We start from the raw sequence: 22,445 nt of genomic DNA on the forward strand, positions 1-22,445 counted from the left end.
ATGGACGACGGAGCCACGTGCACGGTGGCCGGCGTCCGAAAGTCGCCAAGGAACGAACCCGCGGGCGATGGTGCGCAGGGGGTGCCGCGCACTTGGCTATGGGGATTTGGCTGACCCGGAAGGTGTGTGCGAAGGAGCGTAAAGCGCTTGGGCGCGAGTAATGACGCGACTAGTAGGCGACAGTAGCTCGGGTTGATGGTTGAGATGGTCGTTGAGTGTAGCCGTTGCGGGCTTGCTGTGATGGCCGCACGGCGCAGATGACCGGGCGTAATCGCAACCGGTCGAGGACCAGCGAGAGGCGAGATCAACACTGGGTCGTCGCAATCCAATGGTCGTGGTCATGACGTGTCGATCCTGATGGGACCGGTTGTCGTCGATGGCTGGTAGCCGCGCGCGAAGGTCTCGATAATAATCATGCGGCCGCCGCAGCACGGACAGGGATCCGAGAGGGTCGGCGGCTCGTGGGGATCGGTGACATCAGCATCGGTCGGCTCGCCTTGGGGCTCTGGGACGGCGAGAAGTTCGCGCGCCCGCGCGATATTGTCGGCGCAGGGGGACCTGGCGAACAGCCCGTAATGGCGGATGCGGTGGAAGCCCTTCGGCAGGACGTGGCTGAGGAAGCGGCGGATGAACTCATCCGTTGCGAGGGTCATGACCTTGTACTGCGCGCGGCCGTCGGCGCGATAATCCTTATAGCTGAAGGTGACGCCGTTCTCGTCGAACGCAATCAGCCGGCGGTTGGAGATGGCGACGCGGTGGGTGTAGCGCGACAGATAAGCAAGCACCACCTCGGGTCCGCCGAACGGGGGCTTTGAGTAGACGTACCATTTGAGCCTGCGCAGCGGCGCCAAGTGGACCGCGAAAGCCTCGCGCGCGGCGAGATGGGCATGCTGGCCGAAGAACTGCAGCTGGCCGGCCTTGTGCGCGGCGAGGAGCTTCTGAAGCATCAGCCGACGGAACAGCTTGGAGAATACCGGCACAGGCAGGAAGAAGCGGGGCCGGCACGACACCCAGCGTGAGCCGTCGAGCGAGATGCCGCCACCCGGCACGATCATGTGCACGTGCGGATGGTGGGTCATCATCGAGCCCCAGGTGTGCAGCACCGCGGTGATGCCGATGCGGGCGCCGAGGTGCTTGGGATCGGCCGCGATCGTGAGAACGGTCTCGGCCGCGGCCCTGAACAGCAGATCGTAGACCACCGCCTTGTTCTGGGAGGCGATATCGGCGATCGCCGCCGGGAGCGTGAAGACCACGTGGAAGTAGGGCACCGGCAAGAGCTCGGCCTGGCGCTCGGCGAGCCAGGCTCGTGCCGCCGCGCCCTGGCATTTGGGGCAGTGCCGGTTGCGGCAGGAGTTGTAGGCGATGGTCGTGTAGGCGCAATCCTCGCAGCGCGCGACATGACCGCCGAGCGCCGCCGTGCGGCAGCGCTCGATCGCCGACATGACCTTCAGTTGGCCGAGGCTCACATGGCCGGCATTGGCTTGGCGCCACGCCGGTCCGTGGCCGCGGAAGATATCCGCGACCTCCAGAGCGGGACGGACCACGGCTTGCGCGCCTTATGCCGGCGGTTCGGACCTCTGGGCTGTCAGCGGCGTGAGACGATCGAGCGGGCTCATCACCGCGCGGATCACGTTGGTGGCGACCTGCGTGTAGAGCGCGGTGGTCTCGAGCTTGGCATGCCCGAGCAGAACCTGGATCAGGCGGATGTCGATGTTCTGCTCGAGCAGGTGCGTCGCAAAACTGTGCCTGAGCGTGTGCGGCGTCACCCGCTTCTTGATCTCGGCCATGCCGGCGGCGGCATGAACGGCGCGATTGAACTGCCGCGTCGTCATCGGCAGCATCGCATCGCGGCCCGGGAACAGCCAGACTGTCGGCCGGGCGATGCGATACCAATCGCGCAGCAGGTCCAACAGCTTTGGGGAGAGCATCGCAAAACGATCCTTGCGGCCCTTGCCCTGCTCAATCCGCAGCAGCAGGCGCTCGGAATCGATGTCCGACACCTTCAGCGCGACCACCTCGGAGACCCGCAGACCCGCACTGTAGGCGGCGCTCAGCGCGGCCTTGTACTTCGGTCCGGGGGCGGCCTCCAGCAGCCGCGCGACCTCCTCGGGGCTCAAGACCACCGGAATCTTGCGCGGCTCACGCACGAAGGTGAGGTGCCGCGCCATCTCGGGTCGGTCGAGGGTTACGGTGAAGAAGAAGCGCAGCGCTGCAACCGAGCTGTTGATGCTCGGCGGACGCACGCCGGTCTGCGTTTGATGCAGCTGGAAGCGGCGAAGGTCCTCCGCCGTCGCGGTATCCGGCGAACGTCCGAGGAAGGCTGTGAAGGTCCGGACGTGCCGGATATAGTCGTTGCGCGTCTTCTCGACGAAGTTGCGCACGGTCATGTCTTCGATCATGCGCCGGCGCAGCGGGCTGATGGGCTTCTCACTCATCGGGGTGCTCCTGTCTTGAGGTGGAGGTTGTTGACCCCTCGATCCTCAAGACGGGATGCCCGGCCTGTCACCGTATCCCGCTCACCCGGTCATATCACTCCAGTAGCGCCACTGGCTCCGGCCCTCGCGCGCAGCGCGCTCCCGCGAGAGCGGGTTCGTTCTTTGGCACGTTGCGGAAGTAGACCGAACGTCCGTAATCACGAGGTGAGCAGACCTTCTGGCTCAGGTACTTGGGGCTGAGGTGGTCTGTTTGCGGGGCTAGGGGTTGGCGGGTGTAGCGGCAAGCCCCACGACAGCTTGCTGTCGTATCAAGCCAAAGGACGCGGGCATCCTGGTCGGGAAGCTGATCACGAATTGAGCTTTGCTGACTCTCATGAATAGCTTCACTTGCGAGAGGATTCGAACGAGCGTGTGCAGATCCGCAGCAAGGGCGCGGTCAAGGAACTCGTGATCCAAACTCTGGTTGTCCAGTAGGTCGGTGAGGGACAATGGTCCCCTCAGGGGCCCCTCCGAAGCCGTTGCGATCATTCATCTGCCGTTGCGGTTATCCAAACGCGACTTCCACTTGGATCGGTTGCGCGCGTGCCCTTCGCAGAATCAGACCCAGACCTGCACCGAGGGCTCCCGGTTTCGTCTCAGCGGCAAGTTCCCTGGTTATTGCTGAACTGCTCCCGGCCAGGTCGGCGGACCGGCTGCCAATTCTCTCTTGATTGCAGGTCCCGGCGATCCAAATCGATCGAAGCGGCCTCGCGCCCTAGCGAGTCCGGGCGGATGCCACCGTCATGCTCCGACAGGCCTAAGGGCTGATCAAAGGAGGAGCGCCATGGCGACCAAGGAACTGAGATCCGATGACATCGATCCCGTGGAGGAGGCTAGCCTGGAGTCGTTCCCGGCCAGCGACCCGCCGGCATGGATCGGGACGCGTCCCGGCCCCGTCGATGTCTCGGCTCTTCTGGAGCGCGCCAGCCGGGCACGAGCGGTCTGGAGCGAAGCGCTGGAGGAGGCCGCCCGATTGGCCGACGAGACCGGCGCGGCGGAACTGTCCTCCCGGATTCGATCCCTGAAGCGCCCTGAGCTTGGCGCCTGATACTCCGTCAGGCCCCGCTTCGGCGAATTCCCATGATAATATTGCCCACTCGTCCTCGCTGTGGATCACCCACTCGTCCTCGCTGTGGATCACCCACTCGTCCTCGCTGGGATCAACAGCACGGAGATGTCGATTTCCGAAATCAGGCGGCCCCGTCAGAGCCGACTGCTGCAGACCCAAGCGCAGCCCTAAGCTGAACCAGGAGATTCTAAATGGCCGACGTTCCGTCAACCATCCCGGAGATCGACGAGCGCATAGCGGTGCTACGGGAAAACCTGCGCGAGTTGGTTGAGCAAGCGGCAGCTTTTTCTGGCGCTGCGGATGAGGACCTGACCTCAAGTCGCATTGCCGAACAGGAAGCAGAACTTGAACTCCTATTGAAGCGGCGCGGCGAGCTCTCGTCACGGAGGCCATGAGGATCGTGATCACTGCCCCGGCGGTTCGCGCGTGCAGTCAACTCATCGCAGCAATCGGCCAAGCTGAGACAAGTCACTGCCGCCTCTGGTGCACATCTGCTCAGCCGCTGCACCGCCATCGGTGGCTCCTTGCCGCAGGAGGCCCGTCACCAGCGTTCAGTTGTAATCACGACAGGACAGGAGAGGTAAAATGGCCGACACAAGAGCAATTCGCGAACACATGGAAGTTATTGGAGCTGACGGTGTTCACATCGGGACCGTCGACCGGCTGGAGGGCAACCGCATCAAGCTGATCAAGCGAGATAGCGGGCAAGGTACTCACAAAGGGCATCATCACTACATTCCAACCTCCCTGGTTGCTGAGATCGAAGGCGAGAACGTCCGTCTGTCCGCGAACGCAGATGTTGCGGTGATGTTTGAAGAGGAAGCAGACGGGAGTGCTTAGCATCGACGGGAGGCCTCGGTGCGGCCTTCAACCGCTCGACGGAGCGGGGGTGGCGATCAATTGTGCCGCAGAGGGATAACGTGCCTGCAAAGCCGGGCCGCCGCGAGCTGGCCAAGGCCCGAGCAGGTTACGTTGTGACGGCTGGGCTCCTATACTGAGCGCCGATGGGGTGCTCCGAAGGGATCCAAGCTTCAACTTCGAGGAGCTATGATGACCAAGATCACCTACGAGATTGTCGAGCACGATGGGGGATGGGCTTACAAAGTCGGCGATGTCCTCTCGGAGCCGTTCCCGTCCCATGACGATGCCCGCAGGGCGGCGGAGAGGGCCGCCCACGAGCAGGTTGTCCCGGGCGACTCGACGGAGATCTCGTATGAGGACAAGGAGGGGCGGTGGCACGAGGAACTCTCGACAGGGAGCGACCGGCCGCAGACCGACGTTAAGGGCTGAGCGCGCGCTGAGATCTGTTATATGGGTCTGGACTTCGCTCCAGCACGCTCCCCGCTGTGACCAGTGGTGTCGCGAAGACAAGTGCCGACGGAGCGAATGACGTTTGGGCTAGTGAGATCCGTCAGGACACCCTCGCCTACTTGCGGACCGTGTCGCTGGCGCAGATCCAGGGGCCGAGTGGTCTCCTTCACTTGCGCGAGGATCTGAACGAGCGTGTGCAGATCCGCAGCAAGGGCGCGGTCAAGGAACTCGTGATCCAAGCTCTGATCGTTCAATAGGTCGGTGAGGGCAATGCTCCTCTTAGGCCGTCTCCGAAGTCGTCGAGATCGTTTATCCGCCCTTGTGGTTATCCGGACGAGACTTCCGCGGCTTAAGGCAAATTTATTTCCCGATGCGACAGCTGACGAGCAAGCGCTCATCTTAAGCCAGCGTCTGAATGACGACGGACAGCGACCTTCAGACGCTCACTATCTTTGTCGCAGTCTGAATCTTTGTCGCAGTCTGCCGATCCGTTACTGAGATAACTTGACGGCATCCGCTCGGGCTGGAACACGGGCTTTTCGGTCGGCCGAGGCGGGCTCATTGAGCTTCACGCTTCAGGCCGATCATTGACATTTGCCTAAAGCTGGGAAGCACACACCATGGTATCACGCCGTCACGTCATCGCAGGCTCGCTCGTCCTTGTGGGATCCGCGCTGACCGGGGCCGCGGAAGGACAAACCTATCCCAGTCGGCCTGTCACGGTGGTGGTACCCTATCCTCCGGGTGGATCCGTCGACGTTGTGGCCCGCATTCTGAGTGACGCCATGGCGGCGGATCTTGGCGCCAATCTCGTGGTCGAGAACCGGGGCGGCGCATCCGGTGCCCTCGGCAGCGCCGCCGTCAGTCGAGCTGCCCCGGATGGCTACACTCTGCTTCTGGGGACGCAGCAAACCCACGCGACGAACCCGAGCCTCCTTGAGAACCTCTCCTATGATCCGGTCAAGGATTTCGTCCCGGTCGCCGGCCTCGCCGTCATTCCGCACCTTCTGGTGACCCGAAAGGATCTGAGCGCTTCAACTGTTGCGGATTTTGTAGCGCTGGCGAAGTCGAAGGCCGACGGCTTGACCTATGGGTCGACAGGCCCCGGCTCGTCGTCGCACCTGGCGATGGAGCTGTTCCGCAAGCAGACTGGCATCGAGGAATTGGTCCACGTGCCCTTTAGGGGAGCGGGCCCGTTGGTCCAGGAACTGCTTGGTGGTCGCATCGACGTTGCGATCATATCCGTTCCGACGGTCCTGCCCTTTATCGAGACCGGCGATCTGAGGGCGCTGGCCGTGGCCCGCGACAAGCGCATCGAGCGCCTGCCCGCGGTACCCACCACCACTGAGGTCGGCGTGCCAGGCGTTGACGCAGACGCGTGGTTCGTCCTCTTCGCGCCTGTGGGGACGCCGGCACCTGTCGTCGAGCACCTCTTTGCTTCCGTGTCAAAGGCCTTGGCGCAGCCCACGGTCCAGCAGAAACTCGCTGAGCAGAGCATCGTGCTGGAGTTGCGCCCGGGAACTGCTGTCATGGAGACGCTGCCCAAGGAAATCCAGAAATGGGCAGATGTGGTCAAGGCGGCGGGCGTAAGAACCTGAGTGGGGCCTCGACAAAGCTACTCTGAGGGGGCGACAGACAGCGATACGGCAATGCGGCGGCGGCACCGTAGAATGCCGCACCAGCCATAGCCCGGCATCCCGCCTGATGAACCGAGAATGCAGATCCGCAGCAAGGGCGCGGCCAAGGAACCCGTGATCCAAGCTCTGATCGTTCAGTAGATCGCCGAAAGCGATGTTCCTCTCAGGGCATCTCCGGAGTCGTCGAGATCGCCCAAGCGCTTATATTGGACCAGCGTCTGAATGACGACGGAGAGCGGACCTTCAGACACACCCTTTCTAAGTCGCAGTTTGACCGAGGCTGCGTGCAAACTCATGGTCCCCAAGCCAGCGCAGAAGAATAATCTAAATGAGTTGCACCGCTGGGATGTTTGAAGCCGAACCAGCGCGGATTCCACGGTTAATCGGAAAAATGGTCTCGGGATCAGGTTGTCGTTTCGCGTTCTCACAGCCTCGGTCTGAAGCGGGCATTAAATATAGAGCGGGGCAGAGCAATCTCACAGGATGAGGGGTCTTAACCTGCGATTGAGTTACGACCGTGAGTCCGAACGATCGCAATGCGACTACCGGCTCATCAGGCTGATCGCAAGCGATAGAGCACCTACCAAGACGAGACTGAAGGCCCAAGTCGCATCCAGATTGAACCAACTCCGCGACACGAACCTGAGACCCAGGTAGCGGTAGACGAGCCACGCCAAGAATCCGCCGGCTGCGATCATCACGACAGAGTGGACGACGGAGACCAGGACGGCCATGCCCAGATTAGCATTGATGAGCGCGCCTGCCGCCTCATGGCCCTTGTCGAGGTCGGCGACCCGGCAGAGCCCAAGATAGATCGGCACAAGCATCAGTCCCGCTCCATGCGCGATCGCTACGGCGAAGGACCAGAGCCCCAGTTGCGTCGGTCGTATCCGCGCCAGCCCTCGCGGATGACGCTGGTTGACGAACCGGAAGATGCCGAACCCGATGACTAGGAGACTGGCGCCAATCTGGATTTGTTGCTGCCATTCGACGAGGGTGACCAGCAGCGCGAAGGGAAGGGTCACCACGAACATTGCCAGCAGGTGGCCGACCGTTAGCGGCAAGAGTGCCGCCACGAGGGCATGTGAACTCCTTTCCATCAGCCCAGCTGAAACGGCGAGCGGCCATCCCATTCCGGGGTTCAATCCATGATAGAGGCCGCTCGCGACGACAGCCAGCCACAGCCCGGCAGGTGTCCACTCCGCTTCGGTCAAAATCAAACCGACGGATAGCAGAACGAATCCGTCGAGCAGTCGCCGCCGTCGAGCCGGATCTGATGCGCCCGGTATCCGTCGGGGAAGCTCACCCAGAAGTCCTTGGCCAGCTCGAGGCCGCCGCTCGCGTTCACATGGGCCATGACCTCAGCGCCTGGCACGCCGTCGGGATAGAACTGGTTGTCCCACGTCGAGTAGAGCGAGTTGGTCCAGTAGACCCGCTTGCCGTCACGGCTAATCTCGACCATCTGCGGACCACCTGCATACACCTTGCCGCTCGGGTGGGGCGTACGGCGAGCGATGCCGCCGACGTGGACCGAGCCTGCAAGCTTCGGCTTCCTGGGGTCGGTGACGTCGTACTGACGCATCTCGCCGGTTCCCCAGCAGGCGACGTAGAGGAACCGGTCATCCATCGAAAGGTCGATGTCGGTCACCAGCGGCGGCACTGCGCCAAACCCCTGCAGGAGGGGCGGCAGCTGGTCCTTGGACGCCGTCTCGGGCGGGATCGTCGCGGTCTTTTCGACGTGGAACTTGCCGCCTTCGCGCCACCAGGTCCAGATCGAGCCTTCGAGGTTCGTTGTGTCGACCACGACGCCCAGGAACCCATACTCGCGAACGGGATCGTGCGCGGGGCGCACCTCCAGCCCCATCTGGTGATTGGCGCCGAGATCGATTGTCTGGACGTTGCGCCGGGCCCGCAGATCCCAGAAGTGGATGTGATGGCCATACTTGTTCGCGAGCAAGTCCTCCGGCACGATCCCGTTCTCGAACTGGGGCGGCAGCCCCCACTCACTCGTCACCATGTAGTCGCGGGGCAGGTTCCACCAGAAGTCATAGTGCATTTTCTGGGGTCCGCGATCGATCTCCCACCGGCCGAGGATGTCAAACGTCTCGCAGTCCATGATGAACACGCCAGGTGGTCCATTGGTGCCATCCTCACCACCGCCGCCGAGCGTGCTGACATAGATGCCTTCCGGACCGCAGTGGACAGTGTGGGGCCGCGAATAGCCGGTCTTCCGAAATACCTCCTCGGGCTCGATGATCTTGTGGATTTTTGCCTTGGTGGGGTCGGGCTTCGTATCCACGATATAAATACGCGAGGACCGGAGCCCGGGGATGATCAGGTAGCGCCGCTCGAGGAACGCGTGGCCGGTGAGCGGCGACAATGCCGACGAGCAGGCATTCCAACCGAAATGGTGGAACTCGTCGCCCGTGTTGGGCATCGTCACCGTGTGGACGATCTGGCTAAATGTGGACGAGCCGGGCTTCACGTCGATAACTGCGAGCGCGTCGGGCTTCGAGAAGTCCGGGCTGAGCAGTAACGTGTAGGCGAAGTTTTCCGGCGGAGCTTCCATCGCAAGCTTCGGGGAGGCGTGGAAGGTCGGATCAGGCCTCATTGTCATTGGAGTTCTTCCCTGTTTGCTTCGAGGCGCACGACTGCCTCTTGGCAGGTTGGCTCGTGTGCGCCTTTCCGAGCAGCTCGAGCGGTATCATGGTGCTGACCAAGTTCGAGTTGGTGATCAACCTCAAGACTACCAAGGCGCTCGGCCTCGATGTACCGCCGACGCTACTCGCCCGCGCCGGCGAGGTGATCGAGTAAAGCTGCCGCGACGTCTTTTACTAGCACCAAGCTGACCTTCGCAGAACTTCCACCTTAAGGTCGAGGGCAGTCATTCATGTGAACCTCTGCGCTGTTCTTAAAAAAGCCCGGGTGAGCGGGCCCGCCCAGGGAGAGGTCAGGCGATAACGGTGGTCACGGCATGACGCGCCGGCTAGCCCTCAAGAAGGCCTCGCCACGATCGGTCACGAACACGAAGGCTTGCCCTTCAACGACCCTGCGCTCAAGGAAGTCACGGTCGAGCGCCTCCTCCCAGACGGTGAGCCTGGGACACGATGTGCGCCAAGCCTCCATCACCTCCCCGTAGCGGCGCGGCTCCTTGGCGAGCCACTCGACGAGATCGCGCACCAGAGGGTCCAGCTCGTCTGACATGATCCCTCCACGAGAGGCAGGATACGGCGAGGCAATGGGATCACTTGCGGCTCGCGTGACCGAACCGGCCGTGTTCCACAACCCAAGCGATCTCGGATCGGGCGAGACCCATGTCCTTCAACAGATCATCGGGCCTCTCGAAGAGCTCACGGCGGGCGCGATGCAAGGCGACCCGACGTCTTGCCTCCGTGAGCAGGGCAATGAAGTGAGCGGCCAGCCGCTTCACTCCGATGCCGCTCCCATGCGCATCGCTGCCGGCAAAGGGGATGGAGACTACAGCATGGCTCAAACTGGACATGATCGTGCTCCCGGCGTTGCGCAGCCATTCGCGACGGCTGCTCCGATCGCAAGAATACCTTGCCGGAGCGTCTCGGCGTTTTCCGTGATCTACCTCACGCAAGGAGGGCGAGGACGAGGGCTCACACCAGGCGAGCGCAGGGAGCGGCGCGCTCCGATGGACACGGCTATCGTGCCGGTCGATGCAGGCCAGCGCTGTCCGTCTTCAGCTTCTGCAAATTGCGCAATCAGGGTGAGGCTGGAGGTTGGATAATTCCAGCGTCGACGCGGCCCTCTGAGATGACCTCGGCCCCGTGGCCTTTCCCTGAGATGTCATCCAGTAAGTATGTGTCTCTGGTTCGATCGCCTGGCGCGCCGATAAGGTCTGCGCACCGCCCCAGGTCCGTCGCGCCCGGCCTGACCGACAGTTCTACTTTGCGCAAAAAGAGACATTTCAACTTGGTTGCAACACACGCGCGGCGCTTCACGCGCGCATCCACATAGCGAGGCGGGAACAGCCGTGTGGAACAGTTCGGCCCTGCTAGGCCGAACCGTTCCCGGGTTATTCGTCGGGGCTGCCGAAGCGGTCACTCCGCCTTGCACGATGGTCAGTGAGCGCCTGCGCTGCAGCCTTGGCGAGCCTGCGCGCCAACGCCTTCTCATCGTCGGGTTGCTCGTCCCAGTCCTCGGGCTTACGACCGATACGCAGTTGAACCCGGATCGCCCGCGCCATCGCCTCGATCTCGTCCCGGGTTGGCCGCACGGTGCTTGCTCCTTTGACTGCGCTGTGAAGAGCCGCCGCTCGGCAATGGTTCGGCACCGAACCAACCTCTCGCCGGCGAGAAGTTCGGGCGCTCGGAATGCCCTCAAAATTGCAACGCGGCCGACCCGGTCCAATCGCGCTAGGGTCGCGTTCTTCCGTATTTACCCCTTCCGATCGCGAAGCACCCAGGCGCCGATCGCGAGGGTCGGATCGAGAACAGCAAGGGTCAGCAGCAGACGAGGAAACACCCCAGCCATCGCAAGAGGCACGAGCACGATTGGGACGAAAAACCGGTCGACTACCGATGCGGCTACAAATTGTCGGGCATTCGAACGACCGCCGAAAATGTAGAACCAACCTATGACGGCAATCGACAGCTCTGCTACCCGAATGAGCCCTTCCTCATGCCCAACGAAGGCAGATTCCATAAACAATGTCTGCACCACACCCGGCCAAACAATGAGTAGCGCCCCGATTCCGAGATAGATGAAACCGTTCACCACCGTGTACCTGGACGCCACAGCTAGATTGGCAGGTTTCTCGAGGAGATCCTTGATGAGTGACATAGGGCCCTCCCTCCTTTCTGGCGTACCGATCCCCAGCCGAAAGGGCCACCAGCCTCACGCACGGCGGCGTCGCGCGGCCTGTCCCATAAAGGCGCCTCCGATAACGGAAGGTGGGATCGGCGCCCGACGCGCGCATAGCTTCACTGCCGCACAATGCCACCGTCGCCGTCATCACTTGCATCTGAAGACCGGCTCCTCGTCAGTCATCTCTGCGCCGCATTACAAGTAAAGCGAGTGCAATCCCGGTAAACGCCCCGACACTCGGAGGATGCTATTTGCTTCAAGGACAGACAGTCGCGATATCGTGCACGACAGGTATTCGTACATTGCCGATTAGCGGTTTGAGCCGCCGCGAAGACGCGAGGGGCGAGATCGGCGTTGCGCGCACTGAGTTTTCCCGTATCCGAGGACAGAAGCATTGCGAAGAGTACGGGGGCGAAGGCAAACGATCGTTTGCTACATTTCATGGGCCAGCTTCCTTTAGCTTGAAAAACACGGCTTGAAATGATGTCGCCCGAGTCGGGCGGCGGTGAGGCTGCGGCGGATCGCGTCCTGCTCTTTGAAGCTGAGCCACGTCCTGACGTGCCGGCGGAGTTTTCCGCATACGCTCAGACGCACCTCTATCCCGGCTCCGCAAAGCGTCTGATCGGAATTCCGGTGCCGGGGTTCTCGCGCACACGCGAGGGCCTACTCGATCACCTCGTCGGCGCGGGCGAGGAGCAAGGGCGGAATGTCGAACCCGATGGCCTTGGCGGTCTTCAGGTTGATCGCCAGCGCCGGCTGATTGATGATCTCCACAGGGAGATCGCGGGGCAGGCTACCGGCGAGAATGCGGGCGACATACCGCGCCGGGCGGCGCCCGTATTCCCGCCAGTCGGGCCCGTAACCGGCAAGAGCGCCCTCCCTGACGGCACCGAGTTGGGTCGCCATGGAGGGCAGGCGTAGGGCGTTGGCCGCCTCGATCACCAGCGGCGCGTGGTTGATGACCAGGAAGTCGGCGACGAAAAAGAAAGCCTCTGCTTGGGCCGCGCTCAGGGTGCGCAGACGGCCGCGGAGTTCTTCGGGGGAAGTAACCTGTTGCGCCACCACCTCGATGTCCAGTGTCCCGGCCGCCTCGCGGAGCGCCGCGATGCTCAAGACCGCGCCCGGCGTGCGCGGGTCGTAGAAGGTGACGATGCGGCGAAGCGTCGGCACGATCTCGCGCAGGATTTCGAGCCGTTTCGCCGTGAGATCGACGGTCAAGAAGTGAAAGCCGGTCAGCCGTCCACCGGGCGTTGCAATGCTCTCGACGAGCCCGGCCGCGACCGGGTCGGCTCCGGCCGCGAACACGATCGGAACCGCGGTGGTGGCCCGCTTGGCCGCGAGAGCCGTGCTCGTGCCGATCGCCACGATCACATCGACCTTCTCGTCGCGCTCCAGGGCGCGTGCCGCCGCTTCCGCGGGCGCCAAATCGCCTCTGGCGTTGCGCAGGAGCAGAGCGACGTGCCGGCCCTCTTCAAGCCCGGCCGCCCTGAGTCCCGCGCGCAGCCCCTCGATGCTCGCCTCGTAAAGCCCGCCCTGGTAGACGACGCCGATGCGCCTGATAGCGCTCGTCTGAGCATGGGCCGGACACAGCAGCCGCGCGCCGGGAAAGATCGCCGCGACAACCGCGATGAACTCTCGCCGCCTCATTCGAGTGCCTCCCGGACAAGGGCGCGGTTGCAGCATCCCCCCAAGGAGTGTGTCGGGCAAGCGGCGGGACGCGGCTAATGTGGGTGCGTGTCGCTCCCCGCCTCATAGCGCCGCCCGCGAGAGGGAATATCCGGTTGTGGCACAACCCGGAAGTAGGCCGAACGACCGCTTCTCGGTGCAATCCAGCCCTTCTCGAGGACGAGCCCTTATGGAGGCGGTGTAATCGCCGTGAGGCGTAGCACGGCCATGGGGACCTCCGGAGAGGCTCGTTCTGCTCCCCAACTCTGCTAGTTGTATCGGCCAAGGGAGGATCGCACTTGCGCGAGCTGCCATGGCCGAAAACCGACCGACCGAAAACCGGTCCACCCGCATATCGCCGCTCCGGGCTGTCTACGGCGCAGCAACTGCTGCCGGTAGCGCCCTCCCTGGTCCTTTGAGAGCATCATGGAGCTGAGGAACCTGCATCGCGAGTATGGTGCGTCTCTTGAGCGCACGATCATCCGGCGTCGCGGGCCGACGCCGATCCTGATTTCGAGGTTGACGTGGAATCTCATCCTCGTCGCCCTGGCAGGTTTGCTCCTGTTGGTACTCTGGGCCGTGCCGCTCGTTCCCGCCATTGCTCTTGCGGGTTTTGCGGTTGCCCTCATCCTGTCCTTCCCGGTGCATCTGTTTGCCCAGTACATGCCACGCGGCGTAGCGATACTGCTCTCGTTCCTGATCCTGCTCGCGATATTGCTCCTGCTGGCCTACATTCTCGTGCCTGTCGTCGTGTCGCAGGCTGGCGCTCTTGCCACTGCGCTGCCAGGCCTCGTGCATAACCTCGACAGGTATTTTGTCAGGGCGCTCGACGCGCTGGACGCGAGAGACCTTCTGCCGGATACGCCGGAGATAGTCGCGGCCCGGCTGACCGACGATCTCAGGAACAGCCTTGGCGTGATCACCGACAACGTGCTCGGCCACACGATGGGGCTGCTCTTCGGGACATTCAGCTACGCCCTCTCGCTCTTTGCAGTGATCTTCGTCGCTGCCTCCCTGCTGGCCAATGTGCGCTCGTTCAAGGCGACCTTTCTTAAAAGCGTGCCGAGTCGTTATCGGCACGATGCCCTGGAGTTCTGGGACACCCTCGGCCACACGCTGTCGCGCTATCTCGGTGGGCTGGCCCTCGTGCTGGCGATCCAGGGCACGGCGTCGGCGACGGCACTCGTCCTGATCGGCGTCCCCTATTCTCTCGCGCTCGGGGCCTGGGTCTCGATCACGGCGGTCATTCCCTTCCTCGGAGCTTGGCTCGGCGCTCTGCCGGCACTGCTGGTGGCGTTTTCCATCTCCCCCCAGGCGGCAATCCTCACCGGGCTCCTGTTCCTGGCGATCCAACAGCTCGAGGGAAACGTCCTGACGCCCCGGATCCAGGCCCAGACCATCAGGGTGCCCGCCATCCTCGTCTTCCTGGGTGTCATCGCGGGCGGCGCCCTGGCCGGGATCATGGGTGTCTTGCTGGCCGTTCCGACGCTCGCGACGATGCGGGTGATCTTCGACTTTTTCCGCGTGAGGCTCCGAACCCCGCAGGACCTCGTCGAGAGTCGGATCTCCCGGTGAGCGGCCGAACGGCCCTCGCTTCCCGAACGTTGCTCCAGGGATATGAGAGGACACTGCGAGCCCGGGCCGCGGCACGCGCAATCCGACAACACACGATCGAGGAGAGGCCGAGGCAATGGATGTGAATGAGCAGGAGGTGCTCCGATTCGTCAAACGCGAAGTCGGCGGCTCGGACGATGTCGATGTGATCACGACCCATGGTTCGATCATCGTGCTCGCAGGCGATAGAGCCTACAAGCTGAAGCGGCATGTGCGGTTTCCCTATCTCGATTACTCGACGCCGGATCGTCGCCTCACTGCATGCCGAACGGAATACGAGCTGAACAAGCGGACGGCGCCGGAAATCTATATCGGCGTACACGAAGTGACCTGCGACGCCGATGGGGAACTCGCCTGGTCGGGCGAAGGGCGATTGGTCGACGCGGTTCTCGAGATGCGCCGCTTCGACCAGGATTGCCTGTTCGACCGCATGGCGCAACACGGCGCTCTCACGCCGGCGATCATGACGGAGACTGCGCGACGGATTGCAGAGTTTCACAAAGAGGCTTCGGTCAGCTTCGATCACGGTGGGATGCAGGGCATCGCTGCCGTTCTCGACATCAACGACCGGTCCCTGCGCGCGACGGACCTGATCTCCGCCGAAGAGGCCGATGTGTTCCTGGCGCAATTCCAGCGGGACCTCGAACGACACGGGAGACTCCTCGAGGAGCGCCGGCGCGCTGGGAAGGTGCGGCGCTGTCACGGTGACCTCACACTGCGCAACATCTGTCTCTTCGAAGGCAGGCCGACGCTCTTCGATTGCATCGAGTTCGACGAGAGCATGGCAACGACGGATCTCCTGTACGACGTCGCCTTCCTGCTCATGGACCTTTGGTACCGGGATCAACGCACCCTCGCCAACATCGCCCTGAACCGCTACCTGGACGAGTGCGACGAAACCGATGGCTTGGCGCTCGTTCCGTATTTCATGGCGATTCGCGCGACCGTTCGCGCGCATGTCACTGCGGCTCAGGCGAAGAATTCGGATCCGCATGCAGTCCCCGGTTTGATGCGCGAGGCTCGTCATTACCACGAGCTCGCCCACAGCCTGCTTGCCCCCTCCCCTCCTGTCCTCGTTGCGATCGGCGGCTTCAGCGGAACCGGCAAGTCCACCGTTGCATCGCTCCTGGCGCCGGACCTCGGCCCCGCCCCCGGTGCCCGTGTGCTCAACAGTGACCGGCTTCGGAAGCTGATGCATAGCGTCCCGGTGGACCAGAAGCTCCCGCCGTCCTCCTACAGCGCCGAGAGGTCGGCAGAAGTCTACGAGAAGCTGGACCATGAGGCCGGCCGCGTTCTCGCCTCCGGCTATGCTGCCATTGCCGACGCTGTCTTCGCTCGCCCTGATGAGAGGGACCGCATCGAGCGTGTCGCGCAGGTCGCCCAGGCGCGCTTCCACGGGTTCTGGCTTCACGCACCCGTCGAGACGCTCACGGCCAGGGTCACGGCCCGTCGGGGCGGCCCCTCGGACGCCACCGCCGAGGTGGTCCATATGCAATTCGCGAGAGATGCCGGCCCCGTCTCCTGGACGCAGATCGATGCATCGCGGGATGCAGGGCTGTCGAGAGATCAGATCCTGCGCACGCTCGAACCGAACCGGAGAACGGATCGCCCGGCCGGCATTTCGCAGGCTTAGGCTAGAAACCTCCGCTGGCCTACTGACGTTAGCTCCGCGGTCCACAGCGTAGAGGAAGCCACACAATGGATTGGAACCGGGTCGAAGGAAATTGGAAGCAGGTCAAGGGCCGCATCAAGGAGCAATCAAGCTCACCGACGATGATCTCGACGTCATCAATGGTCGGCGTGATCAGCTCGAAGGCAAGATTCAGGAGCGCTATGGCCTCGAGAAGGACCGCGTGCGTCAGGACGTAGACGACTGGTACCACCGTCAGACCTGGTAGCCTTTCCAAATGCCAAGGAAGGCTCCGGGAAACGGGGCCTTTCAAATGTAGCGAGCAGCGGAACCAATCAGCGCTTCCAGCGGCCCTCATACTTGAACTCGGGTGCCGCCTTGAGCTGATCCTTGGTAGCGTTCATGACGGCGTGCCATTTTCTGTCGTTCTCTGTATAGCTGACCTTAACGGCGCTGGGGTGAACGATGACATAGCGCTCACCCATGCCGAGAAAGCCGCCGACCGAGACGACATAGCCGGTCAGGTTGCCCTGTGAGAGAACCAGATCTTTTATTTCGCCGATCGTATCATTGGCGTTGTTGGTGACGTTGAGGTCGATGAGGTTGGACCCTAGCACGTCCGTCGGCTTGGCGGTCACGAAGGTCTCGGTCGTCGTTGTCACCGCTTGTTGAGCTGACGCCGCTCCGGCCACGAGGGCCAGACCGGTAAGGGCGATGAAGATGCGGCGCATTGTTTCGCTCCGTTTAAGTTGTCAGAGGCAAATGCGCTCACACCGCCGCGGTTCCGCGATGGCACTACGATCGATATCGGCGGGTAGTCGTGGAATCGTCTGACAATGGCGAGGGGAAAGACCTTCAGCAACTCTAGCTCGCCCGCGCCGGTGCGGCAGTCAGATGCGCGAGCCCTTCCGGGATTTCTCCTCCAGCACGATTTCCTGGAGGAGTTGCTTGGCGAGGGCTTCCTGTCCGACGTGCTGGCCGATCTGACTGGCTTTCTTACCGTATGGAGTGGTGACCGTGAGAACTTTCCGGTCGACCATATAGGTCCCGGAATAGGTCCTCCCGTCCAACTTGAGATGAACCGAATGTCCGGTCATGCAAAGGCCCTCCTGGCTGCGAAACCCGGGTAAGCTGGCCCCTGCCCCTCTGAACGACGACGAGCATACTGCTACCGTTGCGGATGGTCCATGTGAAAGCACATTTATGATGTCGGGACGCATTTCGAGCGAGCCCGAGAGAGGAAGCGACATGCCCGTTGGTGAGAGAACGCTCCGATGCGTCGGCGGCCCCTTCGACGGGCTGGGATGTGCCGTGCATGGCGAGCAGCGCATGAGCCTGCCCACGGCACTCCGAGTTCCCCATAGCAATGATGCGCGTTCGAAGAACGTCCCAGAACCCGCTGGGCCAGTCATCGACTACGACGTGCGGCGGCTTCTCGCGCGCGACGGCAAATGGCACGATTTCCTGGTGCTGTCGGCCTGGACGAGCATGCAGGCGACGGTCTGGATCAATCGCCGGGTGTCGGCGCGATAGCCCGAGAGTGGGGGCTACGGCTCGGCGATCCCGAATACCTGCAGCATCGATTCACCCGCAGAGAGTCGCCGGTCCCATTCCTGCTCGAGCGCGAGCTTCTCACGCGCGCGAGACAACCATGTCTCCGCATCCTCCCGCGGGATGACGATCACGCCGTCATCATCTCCGAGCACGAGATCATGCGGCCTCACGGCAATCCCGCCGCAGATGATGCTGCCGTTCACGGACCCGCGCTCGATGGAAACTGGTCCCCGCGCCGTGCTGCCGAGCGCGAATACCGGGAAATCGGTCCACACCGCCAGAGCCGCGACGTCGCGAACAGCGCCATTGGCAACGAGGCCTGCGATCCCCTTGCGTCTGGCAACGCCGCACAGATGCTCTCCCACCACGGCCGTCAGCAAAGAACCGTCCGCGTCGATCACGACCACGTCTCCCGGCCGAGCGATCTCGATCGCATGAATGGCGGCCCCGATATCGGCCGGCTCGCACCAGGCAGTGACCGCCGGACCGAGTAGCCGCGTACCGCCCTGCGGGCGCAACGGCCGGATCTTCGCATCCATCAGCAGGCGGCCGCCGGAGACGTCGGAGGCGATCGTCGTCGGGATCTCGGACCAAGCCTGCAAGGCTTCACGCGGAAGTGGTGCAGCCTCCGGCGGAAGAGAGATTCGGGTGGCCATCATGACTCCTGTTCGTGACGAGCGGACGCATGTACACCGTGCAGTGCAGGGGAAGCTTCGACAAGATCATCTTGCTCGTCCGAAGCGAACGGGCAACGGAGCCGGAACTACCGCCCGTAGATCCGGTCCAGCACGCGTGCGACGTCCACCAGTCGCTCCGCAGCCGGATCGAAACGCTCCCCGGCCGCCAGGCGCATCGCCCAATCGACGCCGGCGCGCCCGCCCCATGCATCCGGCGGATTGGCCAGCACCTCCCGCGCCGTGCCGCGGTAGCGCTCCGCGCGGAAATCATAGAAGGAGCCGTCGACGTTGCGGAGCGCCGCACCGCCGCCCGTGCCGTAGAAGGCCGCGGAAATCATGGCATCGCATCCCGCCTGCAGACGCCACGAGCAGGCGAGCTGAACAACAGCTCCCGTGTCGAGCTCTAGCGTGGCGACAGCGTAATCCTCCACCCGATCCGGGCGCGGACCCAGTTGCTCGCCGTCCGCGAAGAGCTTTCCCGAAACCGCAGAGACGCCCGGACAATCGAGCGTCCAGAGGGCGAGATCGACCAGATGGACTCCGAGATCCATCACGCACCCGCCACCAGAGAGCACGGGGTCGTAGAACCATGCCTTGTCGGGCCCGTAGGCGTTGTGGAAGATGAGGTCGACCGCATAGATGCGCCCCAGCTCCCTGGATCGGACCAGGTCGCGGATGCGGCGCATGCCTTCCGTGAAGCGATACGAGAGATCGACGCCCAGGAGCCGGTCCGCCGCACGCGCCGCTTCGACCACCGTGCGCACCTCGGCCTCCGTGCGCCCCAGCGGTTTCTGACAGAACACAGCTGCGCCACGCTCCAGCGCCCTGATGGACTGCTCCGCGTGCAGCGCGCTCGGCGTCGCGATCACGACACCATCCACTCCGAGATCGAGGAGATCGTCGAGCGTGGAGACCATCGCCGCGTCTGGCGCGAGTTGCCTGGCCGCCGCCGCCATGTCGGGAGAAGGTTCGGCGATCGCGGCGACCTCCACGGCATCGGCGGCCAGAATGGCCTCCATGCGAAGCCGGCCGATCCAGCCGACACCGAGAAAGCCCAGGCGCGGACGGGCGAGCGAGGTCGCCGGCAGCTTTTCCATCGCAGCGGATGTCGTCACGGAATCACCAGGGCCTTGAGGAACCCGTCGGGCCTGTCGCGCGTGGCGTTGAGGGCTTCATCCAGGCGGTCGAGACGGAAGGTGTGCGTGTAAAGGGGGCGTGGATCGAGGCGGCCCGATGCGACCGCGTCGACCGCCTCGCGCATGCCCTGCATGTAAACCGCGGGGTCGCGCTCGTGCGCGTTGATCACGTCGAGGCCGCGCCAGTTCCAGAGCCACATATTGACCTGCCGCGGACCGTCCTGGTGATACCCGGCCACGATCAGCTGCCCGCGCTCCCGCGTCAGTTCCGCCGCGAGGTCGAGCGGCCATTGCTTCCCGACGGCCTCGATCACGCGGTCGCAGAAGACGCCGTCCGTCAGTTCCTTCACCCGCCCGATGATCCCGTTGTGGTCCTCCATCGGGATCGTCTCCGCTGCTCCCATGTTGCGGGCGACCTCCAGCGAGAAGGGCCTCCGCGAGATGGCGATGACGCGCGCGCCCGCATCCGTCGCGAGGCGGGTCAGGATCGCTCCAAGGAACCCGATGCCGACGATCGCAACCGTTTGCCCCGACTCGATCCCGCTCCTGCGGAAAATGTTCATGGCGCAGCCGAGCGGCTCGCCCGGGAACGGTTGCCCTTCGAGCGTGTCCGGGAGCCGGACCACTGCGCTCGCATCGGCGAGATCGTATTCGGCGTAGCTCTTGTATGAGAGCGCCGCGACGCGGTCGCCGACCGTCAGCCCGTGGACGCCCTCTCCGACGGCGTCGACCACGCCCCACCCCTCGTGTCCGAGCGCGCCTGGCTCCGTTGGGAATTGCATCCACTCCGGACCTGCCCAAGGGGCGAGGTTCGATGCACAGACGCCGCACCCCTCCAGGCGGATGCGCACCTGCCCTGCTCCGGGCTCCGGGAGATCAATCTCCTTCATTCGCATCTGTCCGGGCCCGGCCAGGAAAGCCGCTTGCATGGTCCGTACCGGAGTTGGAGCTCCGCTCATGGCTCGTGCCCCGGAGCCGTCATCTAGCGTCAGGTGTCTCAATTCCATCTCCGCCTGCATGCACGACAGAACTAGGCACCGGAGTGGAACTGTCGAGCTATGCGCTCCGACGTGGAAGTGACGTCCGGTACCGGCTCGCAGGGCCCACCACCTGAGCCCCTCCCGGCCTCGCCCAACGCCTCCCGCAACCGACCTGCCACTGAGACGTTAGCTCGCCGAAGCGGTGCCTGCTCGGGGAATCCGGACTGTCGCATTCCACGTGGCATGCAGCGGCTCCATCGAAACGCGCGAGGAGAGCCCATGAAAGTCGCCGACGTGATGACACGCGACGTACGCGTGATCGAGCCCCATCGTACCGTGCGGGAGGCCGCGCGGCTCATGGACGACATGAACGTGGGCGTTCTGCCCGTCTGTGACGGACGGCGTCTGCTCGGCATGATCACCGACCGTGACATCGCGGTCCGATCGACCGCAACGGGCGTCGCGCCGGATCGGCACCGTGTCGAGGAGATCATGTCGCGCAGCCTGCAATGGTGCTTCGAGGACGACGATGCCCACGAAGTGCTGATGCACATGAGCGAGAAGCAGATCCGCCGCATGCCTGTCGTCGATGACGACCGCCGTCTCGTCGGCATCGTGGCGCTCGGCGATTTCGCGACCGACAACGCTCCCGGCGTCCGGGAAGCGCTGCAGCGTATCTCCACGCCGTCCGAGCCGGACCGAACGGGCACGCCGACGACCGCGCGCGCGGACCGTACCCGTGATCAATCGGGTTCGCGCCTGAGCGAAGAGGAGCAGCGCGAACTGGAGCGACGGCGCCGGGCGCCTGCCCAGAACCGCGACAGCTTCGGCGGTGGCGCATCCGATGTTGGCCCGCCCCAGGGTGACCTTCAGAGCTACCCGGAGGACTATCGGGATTACGGCAGCCGCTGCCTGCGCGACGAGGACCTGCGCCGAGCCGAACGCGGCTCCGGCGAAGATTGGCGGCAGGAAGCGGATCGCGGGTTCCGCTTCCGGGAGGAGGATGACCGGCGCGCCACTTTCGCGGGAGGCTTCAACGAGGGCTACGGCGAGGGCGAAGGCGAAGGCCCCGGTCGTATGCGCGGTGGCTACGGTGGGGAAGGCTACAGCAACTACGGCGCGGACTATGGCCAGGGCGCGCAGGGTGGCGGTGCCGGTGGTCCTGGGTATTTCGGCGATTATGGCTCCTATCGCGACGGCACACCGCGCCGGTGGGGTTCCGAGGGCGAGGAGAACCACGACCGGGGCATGGTGAGGGGCCGTGAAGGCCGTTCGACTGAGGGCGGCATCCGGTTTTCGAACGAGACGGCGGAGGACCGCCACGACCAAGGCAGGCACCGCGGGAAAGGGCCCAAAGGCTACACGCGACCCGACGAGCGCATCCGGGAAGATGTATGCGAGCGGCTGATGGAGGATCCGCATGTCGATGCATCCGAGATCGACGTGCGCGTCGAGAACGGCGAAGTCACGCTCACCGGGACCGTGCCGAACCGGGCCGACAAGCGCCGGGCCGAGGACCTCGTCGAAAGGGTGCGGGGCATTCGGCACGTTCAGAACAATCTGCGAGCGCAATCGCGAAGCAGGTCCGGCGGTACTCGAGGAGTGGAGCCAGCCGAAGGGATGCGCACGTCAGGCGAGACCGGCATAGCCGGCACGCAACTCGGTACCGGCGGTGGAGGCACGGTCAGCGGCGGGACGTCGGCCGCCCGGACTGGCACGGCCGGTGCCGCCGGCACGAGGACAGAAGAAGCGATGCCGGGCCAGAACAAGTAAGGGGCTTCGCACGACAGTGATCATCGGGCGCCCTTCGCGATATAAGGGCGCTCTGCTCCGAAACCCGTAGGCAATACGCACCACCCATCACA

24 protein-coding genes and 1 pseudogene are annotated in these 22,445 nt (G+C 63.7%); 11 read left to right on the plus strand and 14 right to left on the minus strand.

The genetic code is table 11. From position 1 onward, the window contains the following. Positions 1 to 338: 338 nt before the first annotated feature. Complete coding sequence (locus BN1233_RS10585; RefSeq protein ID WP_046863514.1) at positions 339 to 1,544, minus strand: IS91 family transposase; 1,206 nt, start codon at positions 1,542 to 1,544, stop codon at positions 339 to 341. 12 nt (positions 1,545 to 1,556) lie between these two features. Further along, positions 1,557 to 2,435 (minus strand): tyrosine-type recombinase/integrase, encoded by an 879-nt coding sequence (locus BN1233_RS10590; protein WP_046863515.1) that lies wholly within the window; start codon positions 2,433 to 2,435, stop codon positions 1,557 to 1,559. Positions 2,436 to 3,258: 823 nt separating this feature from the next. Between BN1233_RS10590 and BN1233_RS10600 the strand changes: the two genes are divergently transcribed. The 6 genes from BN1233_RS10600 (at position 3,259) to BN1233_RS10625 (ending at position 6,452) form a co-directional block, all read left to right on the plus strand. Further along, positions 3,259 to 3,522, plus strand: a complete 264-nt coding sequence (locus tag BN1233_RS10600; protein ID WP_046863517.1) for a hypothetical protein — start codon at positions 3,259 to 3,261, stop codon at positions 3,520 to 3,522. A gap of 212 nt (positions 3,523 to 3,734) precedes the next feature. Beyond that, positions 3,735 to 3,938, plus strand: a complete 204-nt coding sequence (locus BN1233_RS10605; protein WP_046863518.1) for a hypothetical protein — start codon at positions 3,735 to 3,737, stop codon at positions 3,936 to 3,938. A gap of 190 nt (positions 3,939 to 4,128) precedes the next feature. Beyond that, positions 4,129 to 4,383, plus strand: a complete 255-nt coding sequence (locus tag BN1233_RS10610; protein WP_046863519.1) for a DUF2171 domain-containing protein — start codon at positions 4,129 to 4,131, stop codon at positions 4,381 to 4,383. 210 nt (positions 4,384 to 4,593) lie between these two features. Beyond that, the gene (locus tag BN1233_RS10615; RefSeq protein ID WP_046863903.1) at positions 4,594 to 4,833 is read left to right on the plus strand and encodes a DUF2188 domain-containing protein; all 240 of its coding nucleotides are present in this window, start codon (positions 4,594 to 4,596) and stop codon (positions 4,831 to 4,833) included. 56 nt (positions 4,834 to 4,889) lie between these two features. Beyond that, positions 4,890 to 5,111: a flagellar basal body-associated FliL family protein gene (locus tag BN1233_RS10620; protein WP_052763752.1), complete on the plus strand. Its 222-nt coding sequence runs from the start codon at positions 4,890 to 4,892 to the stop codon at positions 5,109 to 5,111. 363 nt (positions 5,112 to 5,474) lie between these two features. Further along, positions 5,475 to 6,452: a Bug family tripartite tricarboxylate transporter substrate binding protein gene (locus tag BN1233_RS10625; RefSeq protein WP_046863520.1), complete on the plus strand. Its 978-nt coding sequence runs from the start codon at positions 5,475 to 5,477 to the stop codon at positions 6,450 to 6,452. 581 nt (positions 6,453 to 7,033) lie between these two features. Here the strand turns inward: BN1233_RS10625 and BN1233_RS10630 are convergent. From BN1233_RS10630 to BN1233_RS10665, 7 genes are all read right to left on the minus strand, one after another. Beyond that, complete coding sequence (locus tag BN1233_RS10630) at positions 7,034 to 7,705, minus strand: hypothetical protein (RefSeq protein WP_046863521.1); 672 nt, start codon at positions 7,703 to 7,705, stop codon at positions 7,034 to 7,036. A gap of 2 nt (positions 7,706 to 7,707) precedes the next feature. After that, complete coding sequence (locus tag BN1233_RS10635; RefSeq protein ID WP_046863522.1) at positions 7,708 to 9,108, minus strand: selenium-binding protein SBP56-related protein; 1,401 nt, start codon at positions 9,106 to 9,108, stop codon at positions 7,708 to 7,710. A 350-nt stretch (positions 9,109 to 9,458) separates the two neighbouring features. Then, positions 9,459 to 9,695: a hypothetical protein gene (locus tag BN1233_RS10645; RefSeq protein WP_046863524.1), complete on the minus strand. Its 237-nt coding sequence runs from the start codon at positions 9,693 to 9,695 to the stop codon at positions 9,459 to 9,461. 40 nt (positions 9,696 to 9,735) lie between these two features. Next, positions 9,736 to 9,993, minus strand: a complete 258-nt coding sequence (locus tag BN1233_RS10650; protein ID WP_046863525.1) for a DUF1127 domain-containing protein — start codon at positions 9,991 to 9,993, stop codon at positions 9,736 to 9,738. Positions 9,994 to 10,533: 540 nt separating this feature from the next. Beyond that, positions 10,534 to 10,734: a hypothetical protein gene (locus tag BN1233_RS10655; protein WP_046863526.1), complete on the minus strand. Its 201-nt coding sequence runs from the start codon at positions 10,732 to 10,734 to the stop codon at positions 10,534 to 10,536. Positions 10,735 to 10,895: 161 nt separating this feature from the next. Continuing rightward, positions 10,896 to 11,300 carry a hypothetical protein gene (locus BN1233_RS10660; protein ID WP_046863527.1) on the minus strand — a complete coding sequence of 135 codons (405 nt, stop codon included), beginning with the start codon at positions 11,298 to 11,300 and terminating at the stop codon, positions 10,896 to 10,898. 687 nt (positions 11,301 to 11,987) lie between these two features. Further along, positions 11,988 to 12,971 carry an ABC transporter substrate-binding protein gene (locus BN1233_RS10665; RefSeq protein WP_046863528.1) on the minus strand — a complete coding sequence of 328 codons (984 nt, stop codon included), beginning with the start codon at positions 12,969 to 12,971 and terminating at the stop codon, positions 11,988 to 11,990. A 444-nt stretch (positions 12,972 to 13,415) separates the two neighbouring features. Between BN1233_RS10665 and BN1233_RS10670 the strand changes: the two genes are divergently transcribed. The 3 genes and pseudogenes from BN1233_RS10670 (at position 13,416) to BN1233_RS10680 (ending at position 16,501) form a co-directional block, all read left to right on the plus strand. Next, on the plus strand, positions 13,416 to 14,564 hold the full coding sequence (locus tag BN1233_RS10670; RefSeq protein WP_048707712.1) for an AI-2E family transporter: 1,149 nt from the start codon (positions 13,416 to 13,418) through the stop codon (positions 14,562 to 14,564). 115 nt (positions 14,565 to 14,679) lie between these two features. Further along, entirely contained in the window at positions 14,680 to 16,236 is a 1,557-nt protein-coding gene (locus tag BN1233_RS10675) for a bifunctional aminoglycoside phosphotransferase/ATP-binding protein (protein ID WP_046863529.1), read from the plus strand. Positions 16,237 to 16,301: 65 nt separating this feature from the next. Continuing rightward, positions 16,302 to 16,501, plus strand: a pseudogene (locus BN1233_RS10680) (CsbD family protein). Between the two features lie 67 nt (positions 16,502 to 16,568). Here BN1233_RS10680 and BN1233_RS10685 read toward each other — a convergent pair. Next, positions 16,569 to 16,964, minus strand: coding sequence for a PRC-barrel domain-containing protein (locus BN1233_RS10685; RefSeq protein WP_046863530.1), 396 nt, complete (start codon positions 16,962 to 16,964; stop codon positions 16,569 to 16,571). Positions 16,965 to 17,123: 159 nt separating this feature from the next. After that, the gene (locus BN1233_RS10690; protein WP_046863531.1) at positions 17,124 to 17,330 is read right to left on the minus strand and encodes a hypothetical protein; all 207 of its coding nucleotides are present in this window, start codon (positions 17,328 to 17,330) and stop codon (positions 17,124 to 17,126) included. Between the two features lie 151 nt (positions 17,331 to 17,481). On the opposite strand from BN1233_RS10690, the gene BN1233_RS10695 reads away from it, so the two are divergent. Next, positions 17,482 to 17,766, plus strand: a complete 285-nt coding sequence (locus BN1233_RS10695; RefSeq protein ID WP_147707135.1) for a hypothetical protein — start codon at positions 17,482 to 17,484, stop codon at positions 17,764 to 17,766. A gap of 14 nt (positions 17,767 to 17,780) precedes the next feature. Here BN1233_RS10695 and BN1233_RS10700 read toward each other — a convergent pair whose 3' ends face one another. The 3 genes from BN1233_RS10700 to BN1233_RS10710 form a co-directional block, all read right to left on the minus strand. After that, positions 17,781 to 18,446 carry an RraA family protein gene (locus tag BN1233_RS10700; RefSeq protein WP_082145359.1) on the minus strand — a complete coding sequence of 222 codons (666 nt, stop codon included), beginning with the start codon at positions 18,444 to 18,446 and terminating at the stop codon, positions 17,781 to 17,783. Positions 18,447 to 18,550: 104 nt separating this feature from the next. Continuing rightward, positions 18,551 to 19,561 carry a Gfo/Idh/MocA family protein gene (locus BN1233_RS10705; protein ID WP_046863533.1) on the minus strand — a complete coding sequence of 337 codons (1,011 nt, stop codon included), beginning with the start codon at positions 19,559 to 19,561 and terminating at the stop codon, positions 18,551 to 18,553. Between the two features lie 14 nt (positions 19,562 to 19,575). Further along, positions 19,576 to 20,559 (minus strand): MDR/zinc-dependent alcohol dehydrogenase-like family protein, encoded by a 984-nt coding sequence (locus BN1233_RS10710; RefSeq protein WP_244470667.1) that lies wholly within the window; start codon positions 20,557 to 20,559, stop codon positions 19,576 to 19,578. Between the two features lie 300 nt (positions 20,560 to 20,859). Between BN1233_RS10710 and BN1233_RS49610 the strand changes: the two genes are divergently transcribed. Continuing rightward, entirely contained in the window at positions 20,860 to 22,353 is a 1,494-nt protein-coding gene (locus tag BN1233_RS49610; protein ID WP_063776621.1) for a CBS domain-containing protein, read from the plus strand. Positions 22,354 to 22,445: the final 92 nt, after the last annotated feature.

Source organism: Microvirga massiliensis, assembly GCF_001006805.1.
Taxonomy (GTDB): Bacteria; Pseudomonadota; Alphaproteobacteria; order Rhizobiales; family Beijerinckiaceae; genus Microvirga; species Microvirga massiliensis.